Genomic DNA, 25,588 nt, shown 5'->3' with positions numbered 1-25,588 from the left:
ATAAAACGCTAATCATTGTCACATAATTGCACTCATGTACCACACTTATAATTTTAGCTCTTCAAGTCTGCATGGCTTTCCAAAAAGGTATCCCTGATAAGTATTGCAGCCCATGCTCTTTAACAATGCTCGCTGATCCTCTGTCTCGACGCCTTCAGCGATTACTTGCAGATCCATTGAACTAGCTAAAGTTATAACAGCCTGAGCAATCGCCTTGTCATTACTACTGTTCATGATGTCCCGGACAAAACTCTGATCTATTTTTAACTGGTTTATAGGCAACTGTTTCAAATATGATAAAGATGAATAACCAGTACCAAAATCATCAATAGAAAACGTAACACCGCATTGCTGCAATTCTCGCATCTTAGCTTTAACATCTGGAATATTATTAGCCAAGAGTGACTCTGTTATTTCTAACTTTAGCAGTTGAGGATTAGCGCCTGAATTTTTCAATGAGTTGATTGCTTTCTGAACAAAATCATCTTTGCTAAATTGAACTACGCTAATATTAACCGCAACGCTCAGGTTCTTCATAGCAGGCTTAGAAGCCCAATCGACTAAGGTTTCACACGCCTGTTGTAAAATCCAATCCCCAATAGGCACAATAAGACCCGTTTCTTCCGTTAGTGGAATAAACTGCGCCGGTGAAATCATCCCTTTTTCTGGATGAAACCAGCGTAAGAGGGCCTCAACACCGATAACCTGTCCATGTTGGTCAATCTGCTTTTGATAGAAAAGAGTAAATTGTCTTTGCTGTATTGCGTTATATAAGTCGTGGATCAAGGTCGCTCTTGAGCTAACTGCAACCTGCATCTTGGGATCAAAAAACTGCACGCCATTGCGACCAGTCTCTTTAGCCTTATACATTGCCATGTCGGCTTGTTTTAATAGGTCCTCTGTTGGGACGCTTGTGCTATTAAACAGTGTTACCCCGATGCTTGCGGAGCTATTGTAGGTTAAACCCTCTAAGTCATATTCCTGCGCTAAGTGAGCCATGATTTTTTGCGCAAGTGATTCAGCCTGATTAGCAGCCGTTTCTTTATCATTACTTAAGTCTGATACTACGACAACAAACTCGTCACCCCCTAACCGTGACACCGTATCACCATGCCTAACTGAACTAACCAATCGTTCAGCGACTCGGCATAACAATAAATCGCCTTTATTGTGACCAGCACTGTCGTTAAGATTTTTGAAGTTATCTAAATCAAGAAACATTAAAGCCGCAAAATTGTTGGCGCGTGAACAATGTGTCATTGCCCCCTGTAATCGGTCTAATAACAACCGTCGATTTGGTAGTAATGTGAGTGGGTCATAAAATGCTAACTGATGTATTTCTTGCTCACGCTTTTTACGCTGAGTGATGTCCCGCACGATTCCAATGAAATTAGTTTCACCAGCCATTTTTACTTCAACAACACCCAGCTCAATAGGAAATGTTGTACCATTTTTGTGCAATGCATCAAGTTCACGAATACGACCGGTAATGTCGCTGATACCACGGTTAATATAATTTGATAAGTAGATATCGTGATGTTCACGATGCGGTGAGCCCATAAGCATACTGATATTTCTGCCTATAATTTCTTCATCAGAATAACCAAAAATTTCATTTGCAGCTTGATTAAATGTAAGTACCTTACCCTTGCTATCAATGGTAATAATGCCATCAAGTAAGCTCTCGACAACAGCTTCCATCTGTTTTGATTTTTCGTTGAGTGAGCTTTCGGCCTGTATTTGGTCATTAATATCGAAGTGCGTACCCAGCATCCACTCAGCGTTACCATCATTTGTCCTTGCGGACACTCGCCCCCTGGTGTTTATCCAAATCCATTCGCCGTTTTTATGTTTCATTCGAATATTGGCTTCGTATATCGGAATAAGACCGGCTGCATGTTTTTCGATTTGTTCAGCACAATAGGCTAAATCATCAGGATGGGTCAGTCGTTCCCAGGTTTCTCTGGTAGTTGGCAGTAGTTCAGAAAATTCGTAGCCCAACAATGACGCCCATTTATCATTAATTACTAACTCGCCATTTTGTAAATTAAGACGCCATGTGCCAATAGTATTGGCATCAATCACCGCCTTAAGTAAGTTCTCACTATTGCGAATGAGTTCTTCATCCCGCTTCTCTTTCGTGATATCGGTCTGGATTGCAATAAAGCCACTAAGCTCGCCTTCTTCATTGAGCAGCGGATTACAAGCTATTCTCGCCCAATATGGTTTCTGCTCTTTTGAGTAATTGAGTACGTCAACATTGAAACTCTGCTGTAAAGACAGGGCCTCTCTCATTTCGTCAACAATTTCGGGGTCAGTGTCGGCTCCCTGCAATAGTTCACTTGGCTTTTTACCCAGCATATCTTCGATGCTATAACCAGTGATGCTAGTAAACGCCTCATTTATCCAGACAACAAAACCACGTATATCGGTTATCACTACGCCATTCGTTGTTTGCCTGGCAACTTCCGAAAGACGTCTGATGGCAGAGTGTGCAGCGGTTTGCTCAGTAGTATTGCGAATAATAATCAGAACTTCATTTTCATCAATTTTCTTGTATCGCGCTTCAAAGGATTTATTCAATTTTTTAAAGGTGTAGTTGTGATGAATGACATTGCCGTTCTCAAAAGCCTGTTTAACATTATCCATCAGTTGATGACCTAACTCATTAGGCAATACATCAAGGATTTTCTGCCCTAAAATTTCATGTTGAGGCTTAAGCAAATCAGGATGGTCGTTACACACTGAAAAACGAAAGTTTCGGTCAATGACAAAAACCATATCTGGCAACGTTGCCATTATTGATGCCGTTCTTGTCATGCCAGCTGACAGTTTTTGTTGGAGCGTTTCCTGATCTAGTCTGGCAATCTCATGCTCAACCATGTCAGCTAACTCACGTAATACTCGTTTTTCGCTTATCGTCAAGTCACGAGGCTGTGGATCTATAAGGCATAATGTGCCAATAGGTTGCCCACCTGGCTCGCAAACCGGCGCTCCTGCATAAAAACGTATACGCGGCTCCTCGGTCACAAGCGGGTTAGCAGAGAAGCGGTCATCCTTTGTTGCGTCAGTAACGATAAAAATATCCGGGTGCAATATTGCATGCCCGCAAAAAGAGATATCACGGTCAGTCTGACAAGCATCGAGTCCTACCTTAGATTTAAACCACTGCCTGTCAACATCGACTAGCGAAATTAAGCACGTTTGGACATTAAAAATTAAAGCCGCCAGTCGAGTGATACGATCAAAGCGCTCTTCAGCAGGCGAGTCCAGTAATGCTGTGCGTTTTAACGCGAGTAAACGAATGGCTTCATCAGCAGGATAATCAGGTGCACTCAAAAGTCTCTCCAGTAGTGTTTTACTCAGTCGTAAATTACCAATAGTGCTTTAGAAAGATATTCTAAAACACTATGACCGTATTTATGAATTTATCGTTTAAACCGAACAACCAGCTCATGTAGTTCATCAGCTATTTTATTAAGATAAATAATGGTTTCTGATAATTTCATCGAGCTTTCAGAGCTCATATCGGCAAGCGTTGAAATGTTCACTATCTGCCGGTTTATATCCTCAGCAACATGAGCTTGCTCTTCAACTGCGGCAGCCATTTGAATAGACATATATGCAATTTGACCAACAGACTCGGAAATGCCACTTAACATTTTACCACTCTCAATGACATGAGAAAGACCATCTTCTGCATCAGTCGCGCCAGCATCAGCGACGTTCACAGCATCACCTGCACGTTGCGTTAATTCGGTGACGATACCATAGATTTCTTTAGTGGATTCTTGAGTTCGCCGGGCAAGATTTCTTACCTCATCTGCAACCACTGCAAAGCCTCGCCCTTGCTCACCTGCACGAGCAGCCTCAATAGCAGCATTTAAGGCAAGTAAGTTAGTTTGATCTGCAATCTGTTCAATTATTTGCGCGGCACTGGCGATATGTGAAGTTTGTTCTGACACACCGCGCACAGAACTACCAATTTGCTCTACTGTATGTTTTAGCTTTTGAATAGAGTCGCGGGTAATATTCGCCACCTTAGTGCCTTTTACTGCAAGATGGTTAGCAGTATCAGCCTGCGTAGCGGTATCACTGACATGCTTAGATACTTCGGCAATAGTAGTCGACATTTCATTCATAGCAGTAGCCACCTGAATGGTTTCTGCTTGCTGACTTTCAATGTCTTTTCTGGTTTTATCTGTTAATTCTGCGCCTTTCTCCGATTCCTTGGCAACAACAAGAGCTGCACTTTCGATGCGGGTAATCACTGTTCCTAAATGCGCTAGCTGACTTAAAATAGCAACTTTAAGCTTGCCTAAATCATCAGTTTCATCGGTATAACTTTTTACCGCCAGTTCATCTGAAAATGCATGGTTGAGCATGTCGTTCAGTGCATTGAGGGTTTTCTTTCTGCTTAATGATACCCAAATAGCAAAAATGATCACTGAGGCTAGTAGTACACCCTCAGAAAGTTCTTTGAAACCAAAACCCAATAACCCAACACATAGAGTTATCGATAATACTAAGAAGGCATTTTCAAGCGATATGGGTAAAGTAGAGCGACTACTTTTTCCTGCATTGATATCACTATAAAGTTTAGACGCCCGCTCCACGTCTTGTCTTGAGGGGCAGGAGCGAACTGATTCATAGCCTATTATTCTGCCGTTCTGTGTTACAGGCGTCACATACGCATCCACCCAATAATAGTCGCCATTTTTACAGCGGTTTTTCACAAGACCCATCCATGGCTTACCGGATTTCAAATAGTGCCACATCTTTTTAAATGCCTCTGGTGGCATGTCCGGATGCCTAACCATATTATGAGGCTGGCCAATCAACTCGTGCTTTTCAAAGCCACTGACTTCAACAAAAGCATCATTACATTCAAGAATAGTTCCTTTAGTATCAGTCACTGAAATGAGTTTAGTTGCACTTCCAAATTTTTTCTCTCGATCAGTAACTGGCAGGTTTTTAAGCATAAATGTTCCTTATTTGTACAGGGCATTATAATTCAGTAGCTTCGTATGCTTTGCAATATAGTATTTTAACTATAAAAAGGGAAACTCTAATATCAAGATTTTCAGCAGACTCAAGCGCATCCTGCACATCAATACCCAGATAGCGAACCGCACTTTAAATTTTCTTATGACCCAGCGACAACAGTATGGCGCGTAAATTTTTATCTCGCTTATAAAGAAGAATAGACACTTTGGTTCTACGCTTAGAGTGTATGCCATACAGGCTACTATCAAGACCAATCGAGCTTACCCATTTATGTACCAACCTGTTATAAGCACGGGTGCCAAGATGCGGCACCGAATGCTTGCGTGAAGGAAATAAATAATCATTATATTTTCAATTTACGAGAGTAATCCATTCGAGCAATGACTAGCGGGTGTGAGCGATGATTTCAAACATCACTGGGGTGCCAATTTTATGCTGAACAATTCTGGCTCTCGTTAAAATTTCACCAGCTCGCATGACATCTTTTCAAATACGTTTGCAAATACGTTTATCAAATAAGTCACACATTTGAATTTGAGTGGGAATCATTGTTGTGAACCATCTGCTTTTTCTTATCTAGCTTCTTACGATTTATTTCCCTCGAACAGGCTACATATGGTTCTTCAATGGCTTAATTACAAAGTTCATCCGCACGCATTAAAGCGTCTTTAAGTTTTTGTGTAGATGTGATGAATTTTATTGGGATTAAGATACTTATCTATACTGATAGTATCATTTTAGTATTTTAATTATAGCCAATTCGCCCTAATTAAATTTGATGTCACAAATGCGACCTTAAGTTTCTCTCTTGGCTTTTGGCTCACACTCGATATTCATATATGCTTCCAGGTTATAAGCCTAATTCAAATTTGAGTATTTTGATTAACTGTAAGCTATCCGTCGTTTTTTTAAGAGGTGCACAAACAAAGGAGCAATCAAAATGATTTCATCATATTGATTGCTCCTTTGTTCTATTTCGGCTAATGTACTGTGATTAAAACTTGGTTTTATTAGACTATGAAGCTAGAAAATTTGACCCATTCACAACGCGAGCGCCTTGCTTTTATTGACTTTAGCCTTGAGTTTTTTGGTCAAATAGCAAGAGCCGACCTTATCCAAAAATTTAAAACTGGTTTAGCTTCATGTACGCGCGACTTAGCGCTATATAAAGAATTAGCACCAGGCAATGCGGTGCTGATGCACGAGAATAAGCGCTATATTCGCTCAGAGGGCTTCAGAGCTGTTTTTAATCATAACCCTGAATTTGTGCTTAATACATTAGCAAAAGGCTTTGGTGATGGCTTCTCGTTGCCACAAGAACGCTCTGAGGTATGTTTTGACGCAATTCGATTAGTTCACCCTAAGCCGAACGTTGTTTCGGCTATCGTAAGAGCAATTTATACACACTCTGCAATTAAGTGCCAGTATGAGTCGCTAACCAGTGGCACAACTCAACGAGAGCTAGTACCTCATGCCATTGTTAATAATGGGCACCGCTGGCATGTGCGCGCTTACGATCGAAAAAGTGGTGAGTTTAGAGACTTTGTCTGCACACGATTTGAGCGCGTCGAATTAATTACAGAAACACCAAAAAATAATGAATTAGCTGATAGAGACACAGCATGGAATACCTTATGTGAATTGCAATTAGTACCACACCCAAAGCTCATTCATAGCAGAGCAATTGAAATGGATTATGGCATGATTGATGGTGTACTCACACTAAAAGTCAGAGCAGCATTAGCAGAGTATTTACTCCGACAGTGGAATGTTGATTGTACTAATGAGGCAACATTAACTAGTGGTGAGTACCAATTACATTTAAAAAATAAAAATAGCTTGGTTGATTTAATCGACTTTTCTATAGCGCCAGGCCAATAACACATTGCAATATACGGCTTAAAACCGTTGTCGCTCATGCACTTGAAAGCATTGACTGATACAAATCAGATTGAACAAATTAATAACAAGGACTAAAAAATATGACCACAACCAACCAAATCAATCAGGACGATATTAATAAAGCGGTGTGGAACGCCTGCGACACCTTCCGCGGTGTGATCAGTGCCGATACCTATAAAGACTTCATCCTCACCATGCTGTTTTTAAAATACATCTCTGATGTATACAAAGACGAATACAATAAGCTGATTGCTCAGTATGGTGACAACCCTGACTTAATCCACGCCATGATGTCTAAGCAGCGTTTTGTGTTACCAGAAGGCGCGAGTTTTTGGGATTTATACGAAAAACGTTATGAAGCAGGTAATGGCGAGCGCATTGATAAAGCCCTTCATGCACTAGAAGAAGCAAACGGCAGCAAGCTTAAAAACGTATTCCAAGACATCAGCTTTAACACCGACCGCTTAGGTCAAGAAAAACAAAAAAACGATTTACTGCGCCACTTACTTGAAGACTTTGGTAAAGACATTTTAAACCTAAGCACAGAGCGTGTAGGCAGCTTAGATATTATCGGTAACGCCTATGAATACCTTATTAAACACTTTGCGGCAGGCAGTGGCGCTACCGCTGGCGAATACTACACCCCACCTGAAGTCTCAACCCTTTTATCAACAGTTTTAGAACCCGTTGAGGGCGACCAAATATGTGACCCGTGTACGGGCAGTGGCTCGCTGCTATTAAAGTGTGGCGCTATGGTACGTAAAAACTCAGACTCTAAAAAATACGCATTATTTGGGCAAGAAGCCATTGGCTCTACATGGGCATTAGCTAAAATGAATATGTTCCTACACGGTGAAGACAACCACCGTATTGAATGGGGCGACACCATTCGTAACCCACTGCTGCTTGATAAAGACGGCAACGGCTTATTGCACTTTGATGTAGTGACGGCAAATCCGCCATTTTCATTAGATAAATGGGGGCATGATGATGCCAGTAGCGACCCTTACGGACGTTTTCGCCGTGGTGTACCACCTAAAACCAAAGGTGATTATGCGTTTATCAGCCACATGATTGAAACGCTAAAACCAGACACTGGCCGTATGGCGGTAGTTGTGCCACATGGCGTGCTATTCCGTGCATCCAGTGAAGGTAAAATACGACAGCAGTTGATTGAAGAGAACCTCCTTGATACTGTCATTGGACTACCTGAAAAGCTGTTTTTTGGCACAGGTATCCCAGCGGCAATCCTTATATTCAAAAAACAAAAAACTGACAACAATGTGCTGTTTATTGATGCAAGCCGTGAGTTCAAATCAGGTAAAAACCAAAACCAGTTAACGCCAGACAACATTCAAAAAGTCATCGACATCTACAAAGCGCGTGAAACTACCGATAAATACTCATACCTAGCAAGCTTTGACGAAATTGCCGAAAACGACTTTAACCTAAACATTCCGCGTTACGTTGATACCTTTGAAGAAGAAGCTGTGATTGATTTAGTAGCAGTACGCACTGAGCGTGTACAGCTTAAAAGTGAGCTGCAAACCCTTGAAGCAGAGATGGAAGGCTACTTAAAGGAGTTGGGTTATGGTGAATAATGAGCACACAAAACTTGAATTGATTCAAGCTCAAGTATCCTTTATACCCGAAGGATGGAAGCTGGATAAGGTCGGAAAAGCGCTAAAAATTAAAAACAATTTTAGAAAGCCGATTAGCCAAGAGGTTCGCTCAACTATCCAAGGAAACTATCCTTATTATGGGCCTACTAAGATTCAAGATTATATTTCTGATTATGAGCAAGATGGAATATACGCATTGATTGGGGAGGATGGTGACCATTTCTTAAAATACTCATCAATGAAACAAACTCAATTCATCAGTGGGAAATGTACCGTCAACAACCATGCTCATATTATAGAAAGCTCACAGACATGTGATTCTGAGTGGTTTTATATTTTTTTCAAGCACCGCAATATTACGAACTTTCTTTCGAGACAAGGAGCGGGTCGATTTAAGTTAAATAAAGCGACTCTGGAAAAATTGCCATTATTGGTTCCTCCGCTCCCAGAACAACGCAAAATCGCCTCTATCCTTGGAACTTGGGATAAAGCGATTAGCACCACCGAGCGCCTAATCGATAACAGCAAACAGCAGAAAAAAGTCCTCATGCAACAACTGCTCACAGGTAAAAAACGCCTACTTGATGATTCAGGTAAACCGTTTGAGGTGGAATGGGAAGAGCTTTCTATGGACGAATTGAGTGTAATCACTCGCCTTGCTGGAGCTGAATACTCGGATGTTTGGGAAACAGACCCTAAAGGCGAAATTACTGCTCTGAGAGGGTTTAATATTGGCAATAATAAGCTAGTTTTAAACAACGTAGAGCGAATTACTAAAGAGCTCTCTCTGAAACTTATTAGATCAAAATTAAATGTTGGAGACATAGTTTTCCCCTGCGTTGGAAGTATTGGCAAAGCTTGTTTAATAAGAGAAAATGATTGCTATCACATTAATCAAAACATAGCGAAAATTACACCTAAGAATTTGATTACGCCTTTATTTCTTACTTACCTGCTATTGAGTGTTGAGTCTTACAAACAAATTTTAAAATTCAATACATCATCCTCCCAACCAAATGTGCTTGTTGGAAATTTGCGTAAGTTTGTATTTAATATTCCTAAAAATATTGATGAACAGAAAAAAATAGCAACTGTGTTATCAAACGCCGATAAAGAAATCGAACTTTTAGAACAACAACATGCCGATTTAAAGCAAGAAAAGAAAGCACTGATGCAGCAGTTATTAACGGGTAAACGCAGAGTGAAAGTGGATGATGAGGCGCTGGCATGATTGCTCAAAAGCGCCCTCGTACCATTCAGATATTTTTACCTACGGGCGACCCTGCGGGTATTCGCATTGCCGAGCAAACCACTTCGATTATTCGTTTAATTGAAGTGCCGCGCAGTGATATTGCTGAATTTGTAAAAATGCCAGAAGCTAAACAGGTAGGGTTGTATTTTTTAGTCTCTGGCGATAGCAAAGATGAATTGTATATAGGTCAGTCGGGCGATGTGGGCAACCGTTTGATGCAGCACTACAAAGACGAGAAAAAAGACTGGGAGCGAGCATTAGTTTTGGTGTCGCTCACCAATAACTTAACCCAAACCCATGTGCTGTATTTAGAATCGCTATCGATAGAAAAAGCAAAAAATTGCCAGCGTTATGAACTACTCAATGGTAACGGTGGGCAAAAGCCTTACACACCTATTCCGCTTAAAGCTGATTGTGATGAAATTCACGAAATTGGTAGCTTGTTGTTAGCCACCCTTGGCTACCCCATTTTTGAACCACTGACAGAAGCATCACCAACCAAAACCGAACAGGTCTTTTTATGCAGTCGCACTGGCGTTGATGCTAAGGGCATTTATACCAACGAGGGTATGGTGGTATTGAAAGGCTCATCAGCCCCGATGACCACCAAGCGCAAAACAGAGCAACGATTTTATGATAAGCGGGACCAGCTGCTAGCTAAAGGTGTAATCACAGAGCACAATGGTCGCTTTGTATTTCAACGTGATTATTTATTCCCTACACCAAGCGGTGCTTCGATGTTTTTGCTATTAGCCAGTTCTAATGGTTGGGTAGACTGGAAAACCGAGCAAGGAATTACACTGCACGATCATCAAGGTCGTACACTAGAATCAGCCAATGAGCAGGCAAGTAATATTAATTAGGCAGTAAAGGATTAAGAATTAATGAATAAAATTTTAATGACAGGCCACTTAGGGTTGATTGGCCGTCATTTATCTCCCCTATTATCTCAACTAGGTTATGAAGTAGTTGGTTTTGATATTGCTGATGGAACAGGTGATATTTGTAATACATGGCAGTTAAGCCAAGCACTCAATGAATGCTGTGGCGTAATACATTTAGCGGCTGTTTCGCGCGTTTTGTGGGCGCAGAATGACCCTGAAAAGTGCTGGCAAACTAATGCATTGGCTAGTGAACAACTTCTTAAATTAGCGGCAAACAGTACACATAAGCCTTGGGTACTGGTTGCCAGTAGCCGCGAGGTTTATGGCGAACCAAAAATTTTACCCGTCACAGAAACCATGCCTTTAGTACCCGTTAACATTTATGGTCGCTCTAAGCTTTACATGGAAGGTGCCGCTCTAAGCGCACGAAGTGCAGGTATTAATACCGCTATTGTAAGGTTAGCTAACGTGTATGGCTGCACGCTTGATCATGAAGATAGAGTATTACCTGCATTTAGCAGAAATGCCGCCTTAGGCGTTGATTTACGGGTTGATGGCTTTGAGCATTTATTTGATTTTACCCATGTAGATGACACCGTAGCGGGTTTACTCAAAGCCATAACATTGCTGGGTGAAGGTGAAAAACAATTGCCACCCATTCATTTATTACCCGGGCATGGCACAACCTTAAAAGAAGCCGCACAAATGGCTATTAAGGCCGCCAATAGCTCTTCAACCATTATTGAAGCGGCGTCTCGTGATTACGATGTGGCTCGCTTTATTGGCGACCCGTCTCGTGCTAAATCGCTACTAGATTGGCACGCGAGTGTTTTGCCTGAACAAGGGATTGCAAGGTTAGTTGACGCATATAATAAAAAATTAAAATTAGGAGCGCATTCGTGAAAATATTAAAAGTAATACATGGCTACCCTATGTTGTATAACGCGGGTTCGGAAGTTTATTCACAAACTATTTGTCATGGATTGGTTAAAAAAGGCCACGAAGTTCGTGTATTTACCCGTGAAGAAGATGCATTCAGACCAGATGGCGACATAAGAATTAGCCACGATGCTGATGTGCCTGAAATTGCATTACACCTTGTTAATAACCCACGCCACAGAGATAGATATCGCTTAGCGATTATTGACCAGAAATTTGCCGAATTATTAGATGAGTATTGCCCTGATATTGTGCATATTGGCCATTTAAATCATTTATCGACCTCTTTGGTGTTTGAAGCCAAAAAACGCAATATTCCTGTTGTTTATACGTTGCACGATTACTGGTTGATGTGCCCGCGTGGGCAGTTTATGCAAATGCATTCTGCTGACGATAACCTTTGGGCTGCATGTGATGGACAAGAAAATAAAAAGTGTGCCACACAATGTTACGCCCGTTACTTTTCGGGTGATAAAGAAGAGCTAGACCAAGATATTGCTTATTGGGAAAACTGGGTTGAACGCAGAATGCGCCACGTAAAAGAGGTTGTTGAGCAGGTTGACCTGTTTATTTCTCCTGCCAAATATTTAAAAAACCGTTACGAAAAAGACTTTGGCTTGCCAACCGATAAAAGCATTTACTTAGATTACGGTTTTGATCGTTTTCGTATGTTAGGTCGTGTACGTAATGAAGATGAACCTTTTACTTTTGGGTACATTGGTACGCATATTCCGGCTAAGGGTATTCACCAGTTAATTGAGGCATTTGGCAAAATAAAAGGCGATGCCATTTTACGTATTTGGGGCCGCGATAGAGGGCAAGATTCACGTGCATTGCGTGCCATTGCAGCCACGTTGCCACCCGAAAAGCAAAACAGTATTCAATGGATGCCAGAGTATAAAAACCAGCACATAGCTGTTGATGTATTTAGCAAAACCGATGCGATTGTGACGCCTTCGGTTTGGGTTGAGAATTCTCCGCTTGTAATACATGAAGCGCAACAGTCTAGAGTACCTGTGATTACAGCTAACGATGGCGGTATGGGGGAGTACGTTATAGATGGCGTAAATGGGCTGACCTATGAGCATAGAAATGTTGATGCACTAGCAGAAAAAATGCAGGTGTTTGTTGACGACCCACAGTATGCAAAGCAACTTGGAGAAAAGGGTTACGCATTTAGTGACGATGGAGAAATTCCATGCATAGACCAACATATTATTGATTTAGAGGCTTGCTACAAGGAGTTAATGCAGTGAGGGAAACCGATTTTTGGCGCATTACCTTAGACACTAACCCTGATACCTGTAATTTAAACTGTGTTATGTGTGAGGATCATTCGCCTTATTCTGATAGCCCTAAATTGCGTAAGCAACAAGGACGATTGCGCCCTAATATGGATAGAGTGATGCTTGAGCAGGTGATCCGCGATGCGGCTGCAATGGGCATTAAAGAAGTGATCCCCTCAACAATGGGAGAACCATTACTTTATCCGCATTTTGATGTGTTTTTAGATTTATGCCATGAGTTGGGTTTATCGTTAAATTTAACCACTAATGGCACCTTCCCAAGCCCCGATAAACACCACAATGTTGAATACTGGGCTAATCGTATTGTGCCTATTGGTAGTGATGTAAAAATTTCGTGGAATGGGGCTACCGACGCCACCCACAGTAACATTATGCTTGGTGCTCAATTAAGCGAACATATTGAAAATGCGAAACGCTTTATTGCCGTTAGAGACAGCTGGGCCGAGCGTCATTACTGTTCAATAACAATGCAGTTAACGTTCTTACGCAGCAACTTAGAGGAAATTCCTCAAATGGTTGACCTTGCTATTGCACTAGGGTTTGACCGCATAAAGGGTCACCAGTTATGGGCGCACTTTGATGAAATAGCGACTGAAAATTTACGTAACGATATTGTGTTTGCAGAGCGTTGGAATCAAATAGTTAAGTATTGCCATGAGCGTGTGGAATTGCATAATAAAACCGCAATAAAACCTTTTAAACTGGATAACTTTTCTGAGCTACACATAGATAATTTAAACGATATAGCACCGAATGGCCGCTGCCCATTTTTAGGTAAAGAGATTTGGATTGATCCATCGGGTCGTTTTAATGTGTGTTGTGCGCCTGATCAAGAGCGTAAATCATTAGGGGAATTTGGCTCGGTTGCCGAGTCGTCACTCTCAGAGTTAGCACAGAGTGAGCAGTATGTTGAGTTGATGAATACATATCAAGATCACCCTTTGTGTAAGCAGTGCACTATGAGGCGCGTTTAATGAGTATATTAGCTAAACTCTCTGTTTCAGATGATGGTAGATACCACACTCTTGATGATGGCACCCCAGCTTACCCTGCACGCTTTGATGAAGTTTTATCATTTCATGACATAGACAACGCCTATCAAGTTGCACCTGTTTGTTTAAATAGCCAAGCGTGGCACATAAACGAAACAGGCGAAGCAATTTACCCGCACAAATTTAATCGTACTTTTGGTTTTTACTGTGGCTTAGCTGCTGTAGTAGAGAACGATGATTGGTTTCATATATTACCAAATGGTTTTGCTGCTTATGCACAGCGTTATGCCTTTGCTGGTAATTATCAACAAAGTATTGCTGTTGTATGTGATAAGGACGGTTTTTACTTTCATATTGATAAATTAGGTCAACCTCTTTACGAAAATAAGTGGTATTACTGTGGCGACTTTAGAGAAGGCATTGCCGTTGCTCAAGCTGAAAATGGCCTGAGTACGCACATTGATAAGCAAGGTCGGTTTATTCATTCTCATTGGTTTTTAGACCTGGATGTTTTTCATAAGGGGTTTGCAAGAGCAAAAAGTGATGATGGTTGGCATCACATTGATAAAAGCGGCAAATCTATTTACACACAGCGCTACGCAAGTGTTGAGCCGTTTTATAATGGGTTTTCGCGCGTTGAAACGCATTTTGGCGCACTGCAAATAATTAACGAACAAGGCGATGTGGTTAGAGAGCTTAGAGCTGCAAATAACGATGACTTTGGAGCTTTATCTGCTGATATGGTTGGTTACTGGCGAACTTTTACTATTGCGGCCGCCGCTGATTTAAAAGTATTTGACTACTTACCTAACAACACAGCTCAATTAGCCATACAAACAAACACATTAGAAAAACGGTTAACTCGCCTGCTTAATGCCCTAGGTGAGTTGGGGTTGGTAAAATGTGAACAACACATTTGGCATGTATTACCCAAAGGGGCTTTTTTAAATACAAGCCATGCTATATCGCTTGCCAGCGCTGCGATAGAGTATCGTGGTGAGTTAATGCAAAGATGGCATAACCTCACGCAATTAATGCAAGAAGACATTAAAACTGATGACATTTTTAAACAAGTGAGTTTGTCAGAGGAGCATACTCAAAGGCATCACAAAATGCTGCGTAGCTACGCATTAAAAGACTATGAAGAACTTGTTTGTTATTTAGATATTGAAAAAGGCGATGTTGTTTTTGATGCTGCGGGAGGCAATGGTTTATTAGCACAGCTTGTTCTTGATAAGTTCCCCTCTTCAAATGTGATTTTGGGTGACCTTGAAGGTGTTGTTGATTCTAGCGACTTTAGTAATAAGATAGCCTTTGACCTTTTTAAAACATGGCCCACTAAAGTAGACAAAATAATATTGGCGCGTGTGCTTCATGACTGGAATGATACCGATGCTTTGCAAATTCTTTTAAATGCAGCGGACACATTACAAAATAATGGTGCGATTTATGTGTTTGAAATGTTACTTGATGAGTACAGTTTTGGTGGCTCTCTCTGCGATTTACATTTACTTACAGTGACAGGTGGACAAGAAAGGACGCAAGGCCAATTTGAAGCGCTATTTAAAAAAGCAGGGCTTTGCATTGATTCGGTTATTAAGAAAGATGGCTTAGTAACTGTAATGAAGTTAATACGGACATAAATAAATGAAAAGAATACTCATTGTAAGACATGCTGCTCGGCCCGATATTTTACCTAACACTGTGGGTAATGATGTAATGCTGACGGATGAAGGTATTGAGCAGAGTAAATTATTTGCTTCGCTAATAAACGGTCAAGTATTGAGTATTAAAACCAGCCCTATTGGCCGATGTGTTCAAACAGCCGAACTAATAGCTCAGGCCACTCATTTTAAACTTGATGATATAGAGCAGTGCCGCTTATTAGGTGACCCTGGTTTTATTATTAAAGATGGTGACTTAGCTTGGCAACATTGGCTGAAAAAAGGTCATGAAGCCGTAAATTTACATTTGCTTTCGGGTACTGAATCATGGGATGGTTTTTATGACTTAAACGATTCGGTAGCACGTATTTTTAGTGATATTAAAGAGCTGTTAAGTAACTCAGCAGATGGAGTGCATTTATGGGTTACTCACGACACCATATTAGCCACCTTAGCGGCTCGTATTGGAGACAAACGATTAACGCTTCAAGATTGGCCTAACTTTTTGGGTTACTTGGAAATAACGTTAAGTGATGACCAAATACATGTAAGTTATTCGCAAAAACCTAACTTAGTAGGCGATGCAAATTAAGGATGATTAGGCACAATGACAACCATTAAGTTTCAAGAAGAATTTAGCGCAAAAATTCCTGCGCTCACGTTGCTGACTAACTTAGGCTACACGTTTATTCCACCAAGTGAGTGTGAAGCCCTTCGCGGGAACACGTTAGCAGGTAACAAAAAAAGCACCCATCAGGTGGTGTTGTTACCTGTAATGCGTGCATTTTTAGCAAAGCAGACTTTTTCGTTTGCGGGTAAGCAGCATACGCTCTCAGAAGCGGCCATTGATAAGGTAATGCATGAGCTGAATCCTGCCATGAACCTAGGGCTAAAAGCCGCTAACGAGAAAATTTATGATGCGCTAATGTATGGCGTGAGCGTGACTGAATTTATTGAGGGTAAAAAAGCCTCGCCCACCATTAAGCTGATTGATTGGCATAATATTGATAGCAATGCGTTTCATTGTACCGAAGAATTAGTAGTACAAAATGCCGAGGGTACAGGCAACCGCAGACCAGACATTGTGTGTTTTGTAAATGGTTTGCCATTAGTGGTGATTGAGGCAAAACGCCCCGATTCAAACAAGGAAGGTAAATCGACCAACTTTGCAGCAATCTCCCAACATATTCGTAACCAAAAGCAGGATGAAATACCGCATTTATATGCCTATAGCCAGTTACTGTTAGCCATAAATGGACATGAGGGCTTGTATGCAACATGCGGCACCCCTGAGAAGTTTTGGGCAAAGTGGAAAGAAGAGCACTCTTATTTAGGTATCCCTGAAGCAGAATTTGTTAGGCTTAAAAACCATACGCTGCGTGATGAGCAATTAAATGCGCTCTTTAGTCATCGCCCTGCAAAAGATAAAACAGATTACCAGTCACTTATTGCCGCAGGTGAACTGACGGTAACCGACCAAGACAGGCTGATTGTAAGTTTATTACGCCCTGAACGCCTACTGGATATGACCCGCCTGTTTACTTTGTTTGATAAAAAAGCAGGCAAGATTGTTGCGCGTTATCAGCAGGTGTTTGGTATAAAAGCACTTATTGAGCGAATTAATACATTTGATGACTCTTCTTCCGCTCGCGGCGCTGGCGCACGTCAAGGCGGTGTTATTTGGCATACTACGGGCAGTGGTAAATCGTTTACTATGGTGTTTTTATCAAAAGCGCTTATTTGGCTTGAAGAACTTGCGCAGTGCCGCGTAATTATTGTGACTGACCGAGTGGATTTAGAAGACCAGCTTAGCCGTACTTTTGCTTCGGGTGGTGTACTGACCGACCGCGATAAAAAAGATGCTATGGCGACCACGGGTAAGCGTTTGGCCGAGCAAATTGGTCAAGGTAACGAACGCGTTATTTTCTCGATCATTAATAAGTTCGGCTCTGCCATAAAACACAAAGACTGTTACAACGATAGCCCTAATATTATTGTGTTAGTGGATGAAGGCCACCGCAGCCAAAACGGTGAAAATAATATCCGTATGCAGCAAACCCTGCCTAAAGCTGCTTTTATCGCCTTTACAGGTACGCCGCTATTAAAAGACGATAAGACCGAAAACAAGTTCGGTAAAATCATTCACTCTTACACGATGCAGCAAGCGGTTGAAGATAAAACCGTAACCCCACTTTTGTATGAAGAACGTATTCCTGAGCTAAACGTTAACGATAAAGCGATTGATGCATGGTTTGATCGCAGCACCAGTAAGCTGAGCGACAAACAGAAAACAGATTTAAAAAGAAAGTTTTCGCAAAAAGGTCAAATATATCAAACAGCCGATCGCATTATGTTAATTGCTTATGATATTGCCGACCATTTTCAAAATTTTAAACACCAAGGTTTAAAAGGCCAGCTAGCTTGTGACTCTAAAGCCTCTGCAATACGCTACAAAGAGGCATTAGATAAAATTGGCACAGTAACATCAGTTGTTGCAATGTCGGCTCCTGACACGCGTGAGGGACATGATGTAGTTGATCAAGAAAGCAAAGACATTGTACAAAATTGGTGGAAAGCCAATGTTGATAAAATGGACGAAAAAGCCTACACCAAAGCCATTATTGAAGACTTTGGCAGAGATGACGGCCCAGACATCATGATAGTGGTTGATAAACTGCTAACGGGCTTTGACGAGCCAAAGAATACGGTACTTTACATTGATAAACCTCTAAAAGAACATAACCTGATTCAAGCCATTGCCCGTGTAAATCGTTTACATAGCAAAAAGCAGTTTGGTTACTTAATTGATTACCGTGGAATTTTAAAAGAGCTTGATACCACCATTGAAAAGTACCAAGACCTTGCGGAGCGAACTCAAGGCGGCTTTGATATAGACGACCTAAAAGGGTTGTACAACAGCATGGACACCGAGTATAAAAAACTCCCAGGATTACACGGTGATTTATGGGCGATATTCGATGGTGTTAAAAACAAGCAAGATGGCCCAGCACTTCGCCAAGCGTTAGCGCCAAAGGTGCATGAGGTTGATGGTAAGCTTACCGACACCAACCTTAAAAAGCGTGATGACTTTTACTCTATACTCACTGCATTTTCAAACTGTATGAAAGTAGCGCTACAATCTGCCACCTACTTTGAAGATAAGTCATTCGATAACAAACGTGACTTATACAAACGTGACCTAAAAGCCTTTGTCGATTTGCGTAAACAAGTGCGTGAGGATGCCGACGAAACCATTAATTATGATGAATATGCTGAAGATATCCGTAGCTTGCTCGATAAACACATAGCGGGTATTGAAGTAAAAGAACCTGACGGGGCGTATTTAGTCGGTAATTTAGGCAAAGACGTTAAGCCGCAGGATATGAGCGATGACGAAGCTCGTAACCAAACAGATAAAATCACTGGCCGAATCACTAAGATGATTGAGCAAGACTTAGCAGACGATCCGTATGCGCAGGAATATTTTTCTAAGATGCTTAAAAAGGCCATTGAAGATGCCAAAGCGATGTTTGATGCGCCAGTAAAGCAGTACATATTGTTCGCTGATTTTGAGCAAGAAGTAAAAGACCGCAAAGTGGCTGATGTTCCCAATGACTTTATGGATGACGCAGGCAAGTTAAACAAACATGCCCAAGCCTATTTTGGCCTGTTCAAACATTTATTCGATAGTGCATTTTTAACTGAAAAGGCACTGGATAATGAGAAATTGGTAGCGCTTGCTTTTGATATTGATGCCGTCGTAAATGACGCGGTTGCTGAGTATTCAATTAATCCAGCGGAAATTGAAAATGCCATTCACATGAAATTATTACCCATACTGTTTACTGAGCTTGGCCTTGATAACGCACAAAAACTGATTGAAGAAGTGTTAAAGATAACCCGATTAGGCATAGCTAGAGGCTAATGTAAGTGACACAAAAAACGGTAGCCGCTGCTATTCATTCTGAAGCAAGCAGCGCAACAACCAACGAACACGGAGTTTTTATTTATGGTAACGACACCATTCGCTATGACGTTATTCGTAAAACAAAGCCTGCTGATAACGCTAAACAAACAGCACGTAAAGTAATTATTAAGGTTCATCCTGATCAGCGTGTTGTTGCGACTGTGCCTCATGATACAAGCGAAGACGCTATTGTTGATGCCATGCATAAGCGTGCAAGATGGATATGGCAAAGTATTAATGACTTTGCAAAGCAAAAAGATACGGTATTGCATAAGCGTTATGTAAGTGGCGAAACCCAATTTTATTTGGGAAAGCGCTATGTACTCAAGATCATTGTTGATGCTGAGCAAGTGCCCAGTGTGAAGCTCAGCCGTGGTAAATTAAACGTCACACTCAAGTATGAAATAAGCAAAGATACTGCCCCGGATAGTCAAGGTAGCCGCGCTGCGAAAATTAAACCGCTAATCGATAAATGGTATCAGCATAAAGCAAAAGCTATTTTCCATGAGCGACTAGCCGAACTACTTCCTAAGACCACATGGGTAACAGGCATTCCGTCTTTTCGTGTGATGGCAATGAAAAAGCAATGGGGAAGCTGCTCTACCAAAGGTAACTTGATGCTCAACCCCCACCTAGTTAAAGCCCCGAAAGAATGTATTGATTACGTGATACTGCACGAGCTTTGCCATATTGCAGAACACAATCACAGCGAGCGCTTCTGGCGCTTATTAACCCAAGTAATGCCAAACTGGAAAGAAGTAAAAGCTAAACTGGACGATATGGCTGAGATGTATTTAAATGAGTAAAGCACTTCTTAGTAATTTAACTAATAAGTGTTGAAGCTATTACTAATCACTACCGGTGTACTAGATCTGACGTTATTTATTCTCCTGCTTTATCCAGGTGAAAATACATTCCTTTTCCAAAATTGACAGGTTTATTAATAATTTTAGATTTTGTTGTAGTTGATGCAATCATGCTTATTCACCTCTGGGTAAATCTTATTTGTAAAAACTTTTTTATTCAAGGTTCTTTTAGGTATGATAGTATGGTATCAGTTCGGGGGTGATTTTAGATGAAAGCCAAAACTTAACAGCTTCTCAGCTAAAAACCATTATTACCCGCTGCGGAGAAGGAACAAAATTAATTTGTACTGGGAATTTGGCACAAATAGACAGTAATTATTTAACGGCGGTTACTTCGGGGCTTACCTATATTGTAGAGCGGTTTAAACATTTTGAAGGTGGTGCTACCGTAAATCTTAATGGGGTAGTACGCAGTCGACTGGCTTCGTTCGCCGAGGAAAATTTATAACTTGCGCTTAACATCTTGGCTCTATAGTCTACAGTTTGATTTTTGAGCTAATAATTAGGTAGGTCGTTGAATTTTTTACCGCTAAAACATTATCATCGCTCTGTTTTTGTGGCGTTAGCAATCCCTTTATTGGTGGCCTCTTTTTTGTGTTTGCATTTTTATGATATAAAAATGGATCGTGCAATAACAAAAAAGACCACCGATTTTAGTGCGTTATCGGCGCAGCTTGACCATGATATGCAAGCCATGGACGATTTACTTAATGCGATGTTTATTATGTATGACAAACACGCCCCACAACCAGCGAATCAGGCCTTCACAAAAAACATTAATCAATACGAGCATTATTATTATAGCCAGATAGCACATTTTAATGGCGAAATAGTAGGAAAAGGCCAATTCAGCTATTCCGAACAGGCATTATTACGCTGGCAAAAAGTCATGTCGCTGGCTCCGTCTTTCAATACTGCTTTAGCGCTGCTTTCGTCGTTGCATTCTGTAGCCTATGTTGATGAGCGCGGCTTTGCTTATTTAGCTCGGCGTAACAATACACAAAGTTATATTTTAACGCAGGTACTTAATGGCGACTTTAAACCTTTACCTTCAGCGAACAAACTCACTTCAAGTGCCGTTATTAAAGTAGACAATAACGCATATTTTGCAGTTGGCCGACAGAGAGAGCTTAACTCCTCAGATTATATTGTTTTAATATATGACTTACAGGCTATTTCTAGTTGGTTGAAAAAAATAACCTCAAAGCAAGGCGAGTATGTTTTTATCAACCAAGAGAATGAAATTATTGCCAGTTCACAACAGCCAATTAATCAAGCCATAAAGTTATCGACCTATTGGCCTAATATTAATAGCCCCTCACAAAAGAGTAATGCGCGAGCAGACTCATTATTTTTAATTCAGCCTTCAAAAAAGAACCCTATTCATCTGGCGTTTCTTGCTGACAAGCACACTCTCTCAAGCGGTATTGTGTATGAAGTATTGATAGAGTTTATTTCGTTAGCCTTATTTTTATGTTTGATGTTTTACATCTTTTTTTGGTTAAGCAAACGTATATTTATCAAACCCATGACCGAGTTGATGCGTTATTTAGAGCATCATAACGATGACAATAGCGGGTATTTAAATTACCAAATACCGTTAAACTGGCAACCTTGGTTTGCTCGGGTAAAAGCTATTTTTGCGAAAAATGAGCATTTAGTTATTTCTTTGCAAAATGCTAATCAAAAGTTAGATGATCAAGTACGGCAACAATCGCAAAAGCTAAAACATAGCGACCAAGCAAAAGAGCGTCATTTAGCGTTATTAAACACAGTACTTAATAGCGTGCCTGATTTTATTTATTTTAAAAATACAGAAGGCATTTTTTTAGGCTGTAATAAAGCGTTTGAGTTGTTTATTGGAAAAACTCAAGGTGAACTCCTTGGGCAGCAAATACACAACATAAGTAACGAGTATGAACAAATTAGTTTGCTGGAATATCAAGTATTACAGCATAAAATGCAAATTCAGCAGCGCATAGATGTTGCTGAGCGAACTTATCAGTTAACCATTGCTCCCTTTTACAATGAACAGCAGCAATTATTAGGAACTATGGGGGTTGGCCGTGATATTACAGAACAACAACATACTTTGTATGCATTAAAAGAGTCTGAATCTATATTTAGAAGCGCAATTGAATTTGCCGCAAATGGGGTGTTTTTACTCTCGCTTGAGTACGCTATTTTACAAGTAAACAAAGCCGCACGAAAATTATTTTCCAAGCATGATAAATTAACCGATAATCCTTTTTATGCGCTTTTTAATAATACACAATGGCAGGAGCTTGAAGCATTACTACAGCAATTATTAAATAATAAAAAAAGGGTGTTTCACTTAACCTTGGCTCATACCCAATTAAATGCCTGGTTACAGTTGAGTATGTCGTTAATTTGGAATGAAAATAGTCAGCCGCTTTATTATGTTATTCATATTCAAGATGTTACAGAACTTACCAAAGCCAAAGATGATGCAGAGCGTGCCACGTTAGCTAAAAGCCGTTTTATTGCTAATTTAAGCCACGAAATACGCACCCCCCTCAATGCCGTGTTGGGATTATTGGATATGCTCGCAGAGCACGGGTTAACACAGCGGCAAATTCAACAAACTAGCCAAGCAAAATATGCGGCCAATAATTTGTTGCAGATGCTAAATAGTATGCTTGATTTTGCCCGTGTTGAAAGTAAAGAAGCAACGCTGCAATTAGCGCCATTGTGCTTAGTTGATTTGATTGATACCTGCGAAAGTTTAATTTTACCTTTATGCCAAGCAAAACAGATACAGCTAAAAATCGACATAGACTCGCAAATTTCTCCATTTTTAGTCGGCGATACAATTCGTTTGCAACAAGTATTAGGTAACTTACTTACCAATGCCGTTAAGTTTACCAATAAAGGCAGTGTGACATTAAAAATGACATTACAGCCGAGCCAGAGCCATATAGAGCAGCGTATTTGTTTTCAGGTTATTGATACGGGAGTGGGGATTGCTCAAGCGGATCAACGCCGTTTATTTGATGCCTTCACGCAAGGTGATGAATCATCTACTCGCTTGCATCAAGGGGTTGGCTTAGGGCTGGCAATTGTAAAGCATAGTGTGGCATTAATGGGAGGTGAAATAGCACTCAGTAGTGATAAAGGCCATGGCTGTCATTTTAACTTCATGCTTGATTTAGCGACAGATACCGAGAAATCAGCAAGCTTTACAGATAGACTATTACTGATCACCAGTGCGAAGAGTCAGTTGCTTAATCAGGTTATTACCGCGCATCCTTTTTTCAATAATCAAGCTCTTGAAATAGTCGTAACTGATCCAGATTGTTTGCAACAAGCGCATAGCATTGTAATCGATGCTGATGACGTACCTGCCTTTCTCACGTCAGCAATAAAAGCAGTATTACATACTCGTACTATTTCACTCATCGTTATAGAGCACTCGCAACCGAATCAGCTTTCAATAAATGACTCTTTTATTAGCCAGTATTTACCGCGCAGTGCATTGGCGCAGCGGTTACTTAGTTTAACCCCTGAAAAGTTAAAGAAAGTAACTCAATATAAAGCGGATAAACCACAAGAAGAAATAGCGGGAACCTTAGTATTAGCCATAGATGATAACCCGCTCAATCTCGACATTATTAGCAGTATATTGTGTAAAGCCGAAGTGAATGTTGTGACTGCTAGTGATGCTAAACAGGGGGTTGAATGGGTGAATATATTGCGCCCCGATTTAGTTTTAATGGATATTCAAATGCCGGGTATTGATGGCTATCAAGCAACCCAAATAATACGCCAACAGTTTGACGCCCAGCAATTGCCTATTTTTGCATTAACTGCACATTGTGAGCCTGCCGATATTGCACGTTCATTGAATAGTGGTATGAATAAACATTTAACTAAGCCCGTGGTTGCGCCTATTTTATTTGCATCGATAGCTGATTTAGGCATATCTAAGCCTTGCTTTTTTGATAAAACCTTCGCTTTGACACAGTTCAATGATGATGAGAAGCTATTGCAAAGCATGCTTACTAAGTTAGCGGTATTAAGTGAGTCATATTCAGCTGAGCTTCAAAAAGACATACCTACTATTGAAATGGTACGCTTAGTGCATAGTCTAAAAGGGATAGCAGGAAACTTAGGGTTTAACCGATTATTATTATGTGCTCAACATACTGAGCAATTATTAAAAGTGGGCGACAAGAACGCTAATGCTGCAATTAAAGAGCTGATAATACAGTTAAAACAAGTTCATATTTATATAAAAATTTTAGATGTAAGCAATGATAAATAAAGCAAAAATATTAATTGTAGATGACGATGCGCTTAACCGAATCATTTTAGAAAAAACCTTAAGCGATGAGCATGATGTTTACTTAGTGACAAGCGGCGAAGACGCGCTGGCGTTTGTTAAACACACGCAAGTAGACTTAATCATTTTAGATATCATGATGCCTGGTATGAATGGTTATGAAGTACTCGTACAGCTAAAAGAGAACAGTATAAGCCAGGCTATTCCTATTATTTTTATCTCTGCAAACAACCGTCATGAAGATGAGGCAAAGGGGCTAGAGCTCGGCGCAATGGATTATATTGGTAAGCCATTTAGTGCCGCTATTGTGAAAGTTAGAGTGCGGAACCAGTTATTAATTAAGCAAAAAAATGATTTGCTAGAAATGCTTGCCTCTATTGATGGCTTAACAGAAATACCCAATAGACGTTATTTAGATGAGAACTTAGAAAGAGAGTGGCGTAGAAGTAAGCGTAACTACTCTCCTTTGTGCGTTTTACTCATAGATATTGATCATTTTAAACGTTATAACGACTACTATGGCCACCGAGCTGGAGACGAATGTTTAAAAACAGTGGCAAAAACGTTAGCCGCGCAATGCGAGCGTGGCAGTGATTTTGTTGCGCGTTACGGCGGTGAAGAATTTGTGGCCGTATTACCAGAAACCAATCAGCAAGGTGCAATCGCTTTTGCCAACAAGTTACGTAACGCCGTTAATGATTTGAATATTGAACATAATGCGTCTTTAAACGCTACACACGTCACCATTAGCATCGGTATTGCTTCTAGTGAGAGTAGCCAAGCTTACACTGAAAAAGCATTGTTAGAAGAAGCTGATTCCGGTTTATATAATGCGAAAAAGTTAGGGCGCAATCAAATTAGCGCCCAATAAATGCTGTAGTTA

15 protein-coding genes and 1 pseudogene are annotated in these 25,588 nt (G+C 40.6%); 14 read left to right on the top strand and 2 right to left on the bottom strand.

Going from position 1 to position 25,588, the window contains the following annotated elements; all coding sequences use genetic code 11:
• Window positions 1–45: 45 nt before the first annotated feature.
• Together A9479_RS10945 and A9479_RS10940 are read right to left on the bottom strand one after the other, a co-directional pair.
• A complete protein-coding gene (locus tag A9479_RS10945; protein ID WP_064663433.1) occupies window positions 46–3,339 on the bottom strand; it encodes an EAL domain-containing protein in 3,294 nt (1,097 codons plus the stop codon).
• Window positions 3,340–3,428: 89 nt separating this feature from the next.
• Window positions 3,429–4,982 carry a PAS domain-containing methyl-accepting chemotaxis protein gene (locus A9479_RS10940; RefSeq protein WP_064663432.1) on the bottom strand — a complete coding sequence of 518 codons (1,554 nt, stop codon included), beginning with the start codon at window positions 4,980–4,982 and terminating at the stop codon, window positions 3,429–3,431.
• 1,042 nt (window positions 4,983–6,024) lie between these two features.
• Between A9479_RS10940 and A9479_RS10935 the strand changes: the two genes are divergently transcribed.
• The 14 genes and pseudogenes from A9479_RS10935 (at window position 6,025) to A9479_RS10870 (ending at window position 25,576) form a co-directional block, all read left to right on the top strand.
• A complete protein-coding gene (locus tag A9479_RS10935; RefSeq protein WP_064663431.1) occupies window positions 6,025–6,888 on the top strand; it encodes a WYL domain-containing protein in 864 nt (287 codons plus the stop codon).
• Between the two features lie 101 nt (window positions 6,889–6,989).
• A complete protein-coding gene (locus A9479_RS10930; RefSeq protein WP_064663430.1) occupies window positions 6,990–8,510 on the top strand; it encodes a type I restriction-modification system subunit M in 1,521 nt (506 codons plus the stop codon).
• Entirely contained in the window at window positions 8,500–9,762 is a 1,263-nt protein-coding gene (locus tag A9479_RS10925) for a restriction endonuclease subunit S (RefSeq protein ID WP_064663429.1), read from the top strand. The genes A9479_RS10930 and A9479_RS10925 overlap by 11 nt, the downstream gene beginning before the upstream one ends.
• The gene (locus tag A9479_RS10920; protein WP_064663428.1) at window positions 9,759–10,646 is read left to right on the top strand and encodes a GIY-YIG nuclease family protein; all 888 of its coding nucleotides are present in this window, start codon (window positions 9,759–9,761) and stop codon (window positions 10,644–10,646) included. The genes A9479_RS10925 and A9479_RS10920 overlap by 4 nt, the downstream gene beginning before the upstream one ends.
• A 21-nt stretch (window positions 10,647–10,667) precedes the next feature.
• A complete protein-coding gene (locus A9479_RS10915; RefSeq protein ID WP_064663427.1) occupies window positions 10,668–11,570 on the top strand; it encodes an NAD(P)-dependent oxidoreductase in 903 nt (300 codons plus the stop codon).
• On the top strand, window positions 11,567–12,862 hold the full coding sequence (locus A9479_RS10910) for a glycosyltransferase (RefSeq protein WP_064663426.1): 1,296 nt from the start codon (window positions 11,567–11,569) through the stop codon (window positions 12,860–12,862). The genes A9479_RS10915 and A9479_RS10910 overlap by 4 nt, the downstream gene beginning before the upstream one ends.
• Entirely contained in the window at window positions 12,859–13,887 is a 1,029-nt protein-coding gene (locus tag A9479_RS10905) for a radical SAM/SPASM domain-containing protein (RefSeq protein ID WP_064663425.1), read from the top strand. The genes A9479_RS10910 and A9479_RS10905 overlap by 4 nt, the downstream gene beginning before the upstream one ends.
• Window positions 13,887–15,548 (top strand): methyltransferase, encoded by a 1,662-nt coding sequence (locus A9479_RS10900; protein ID WP_082918329.1) that lies wholly within the window; start codon window positions 13,887–13,889, stop codon window positions 15,546–15,548. Before A9479_RS10905 ends, A9479_RS10900 begins: the two co-directional genes overlap by 1 nt.
• Window positions 15,549–15,552: 4 nt before the next feature.
• Window positions 15,553–16,161 (top strand): histidine phosphatase family protein, encoded by a 609-nt coding sequence (locus tag A9479_RS10895; protein ID WP_064663424.1) that lies wholly within the window; start codon window positions 15,553–15,555, stop codon window positions 16,159–16,161.
• 15 nt (window positions 16,162–16,176) lie between these two features.
• Complete coding sequence (locus tag A9479_RS10890; protein ID WP_064663423.1) at window positions 16,177–19,494, top strand: type I restriction endonuclease subunit R; 3,318 nt, start codon at window positions 16,177–16,179, stop codon at window positions 19,492–19,494.
• Between the two features lie 5 nt (window positions 19,495–19,499).
• Window positions 19,500–20,342, top strand: coding sequence for a M48 family metallopeptidase (locus A9479_RS10885; protein WP_156520094.1), 843 nt, complete (start codon window positions 19,500–19,502; stop codon window positions 20,340–20,342).
• 262 nt (window positions 20,343–20,604) lie between these two features.
• Window positions 20,605–20,850: pseudogene (locus tag A9479_RS10880) on the top strand (PhoH family protein); the annotation flags it as partial.
• Between the two features lie 66 nt (window positions 20,851–20,916).
• Entirely contained in the window at window positions 20,917–24,687 is a 3,771-nt protein-coding gene (locus tag A9479_RS10875; RefSeq protein ID WP_064663422.1) for an ATP-binding protein, read from the top strand.
• The gene (locus tag A9479_RS10870; protein ID WP_016900589.1) at window positions 24,677–25,576 is read left to right on the top strand and encodes a diguanylate cyclase; all 900 of its coding nucleotides are present in this window, start codon (window positions 24,677–24,679) and stop codon (window positions 25,574–25,576) included. Before A9479_RS10875 ends, A9479_RS10870 begins: the two co-directional genes overlap by 11 nt.
• Window positions 25,577–25,588: the final 12 nt, after the last annotated feature.

The organism is Pseudoalteromonas sp. MQS005 (assembly GCF_001661605.1).
Classification (GTDB): domain Bacteria; phylum Pseudomonadota; class Gammaproteobacteria; order Enterobacterales; family Alteromonadaceae; genus Pseudoalteromonas; species Pseudoalteromonas tetraodonis.
This window is presented reverse-complemented; position numbering and strand designations above follow the sequence as displayed.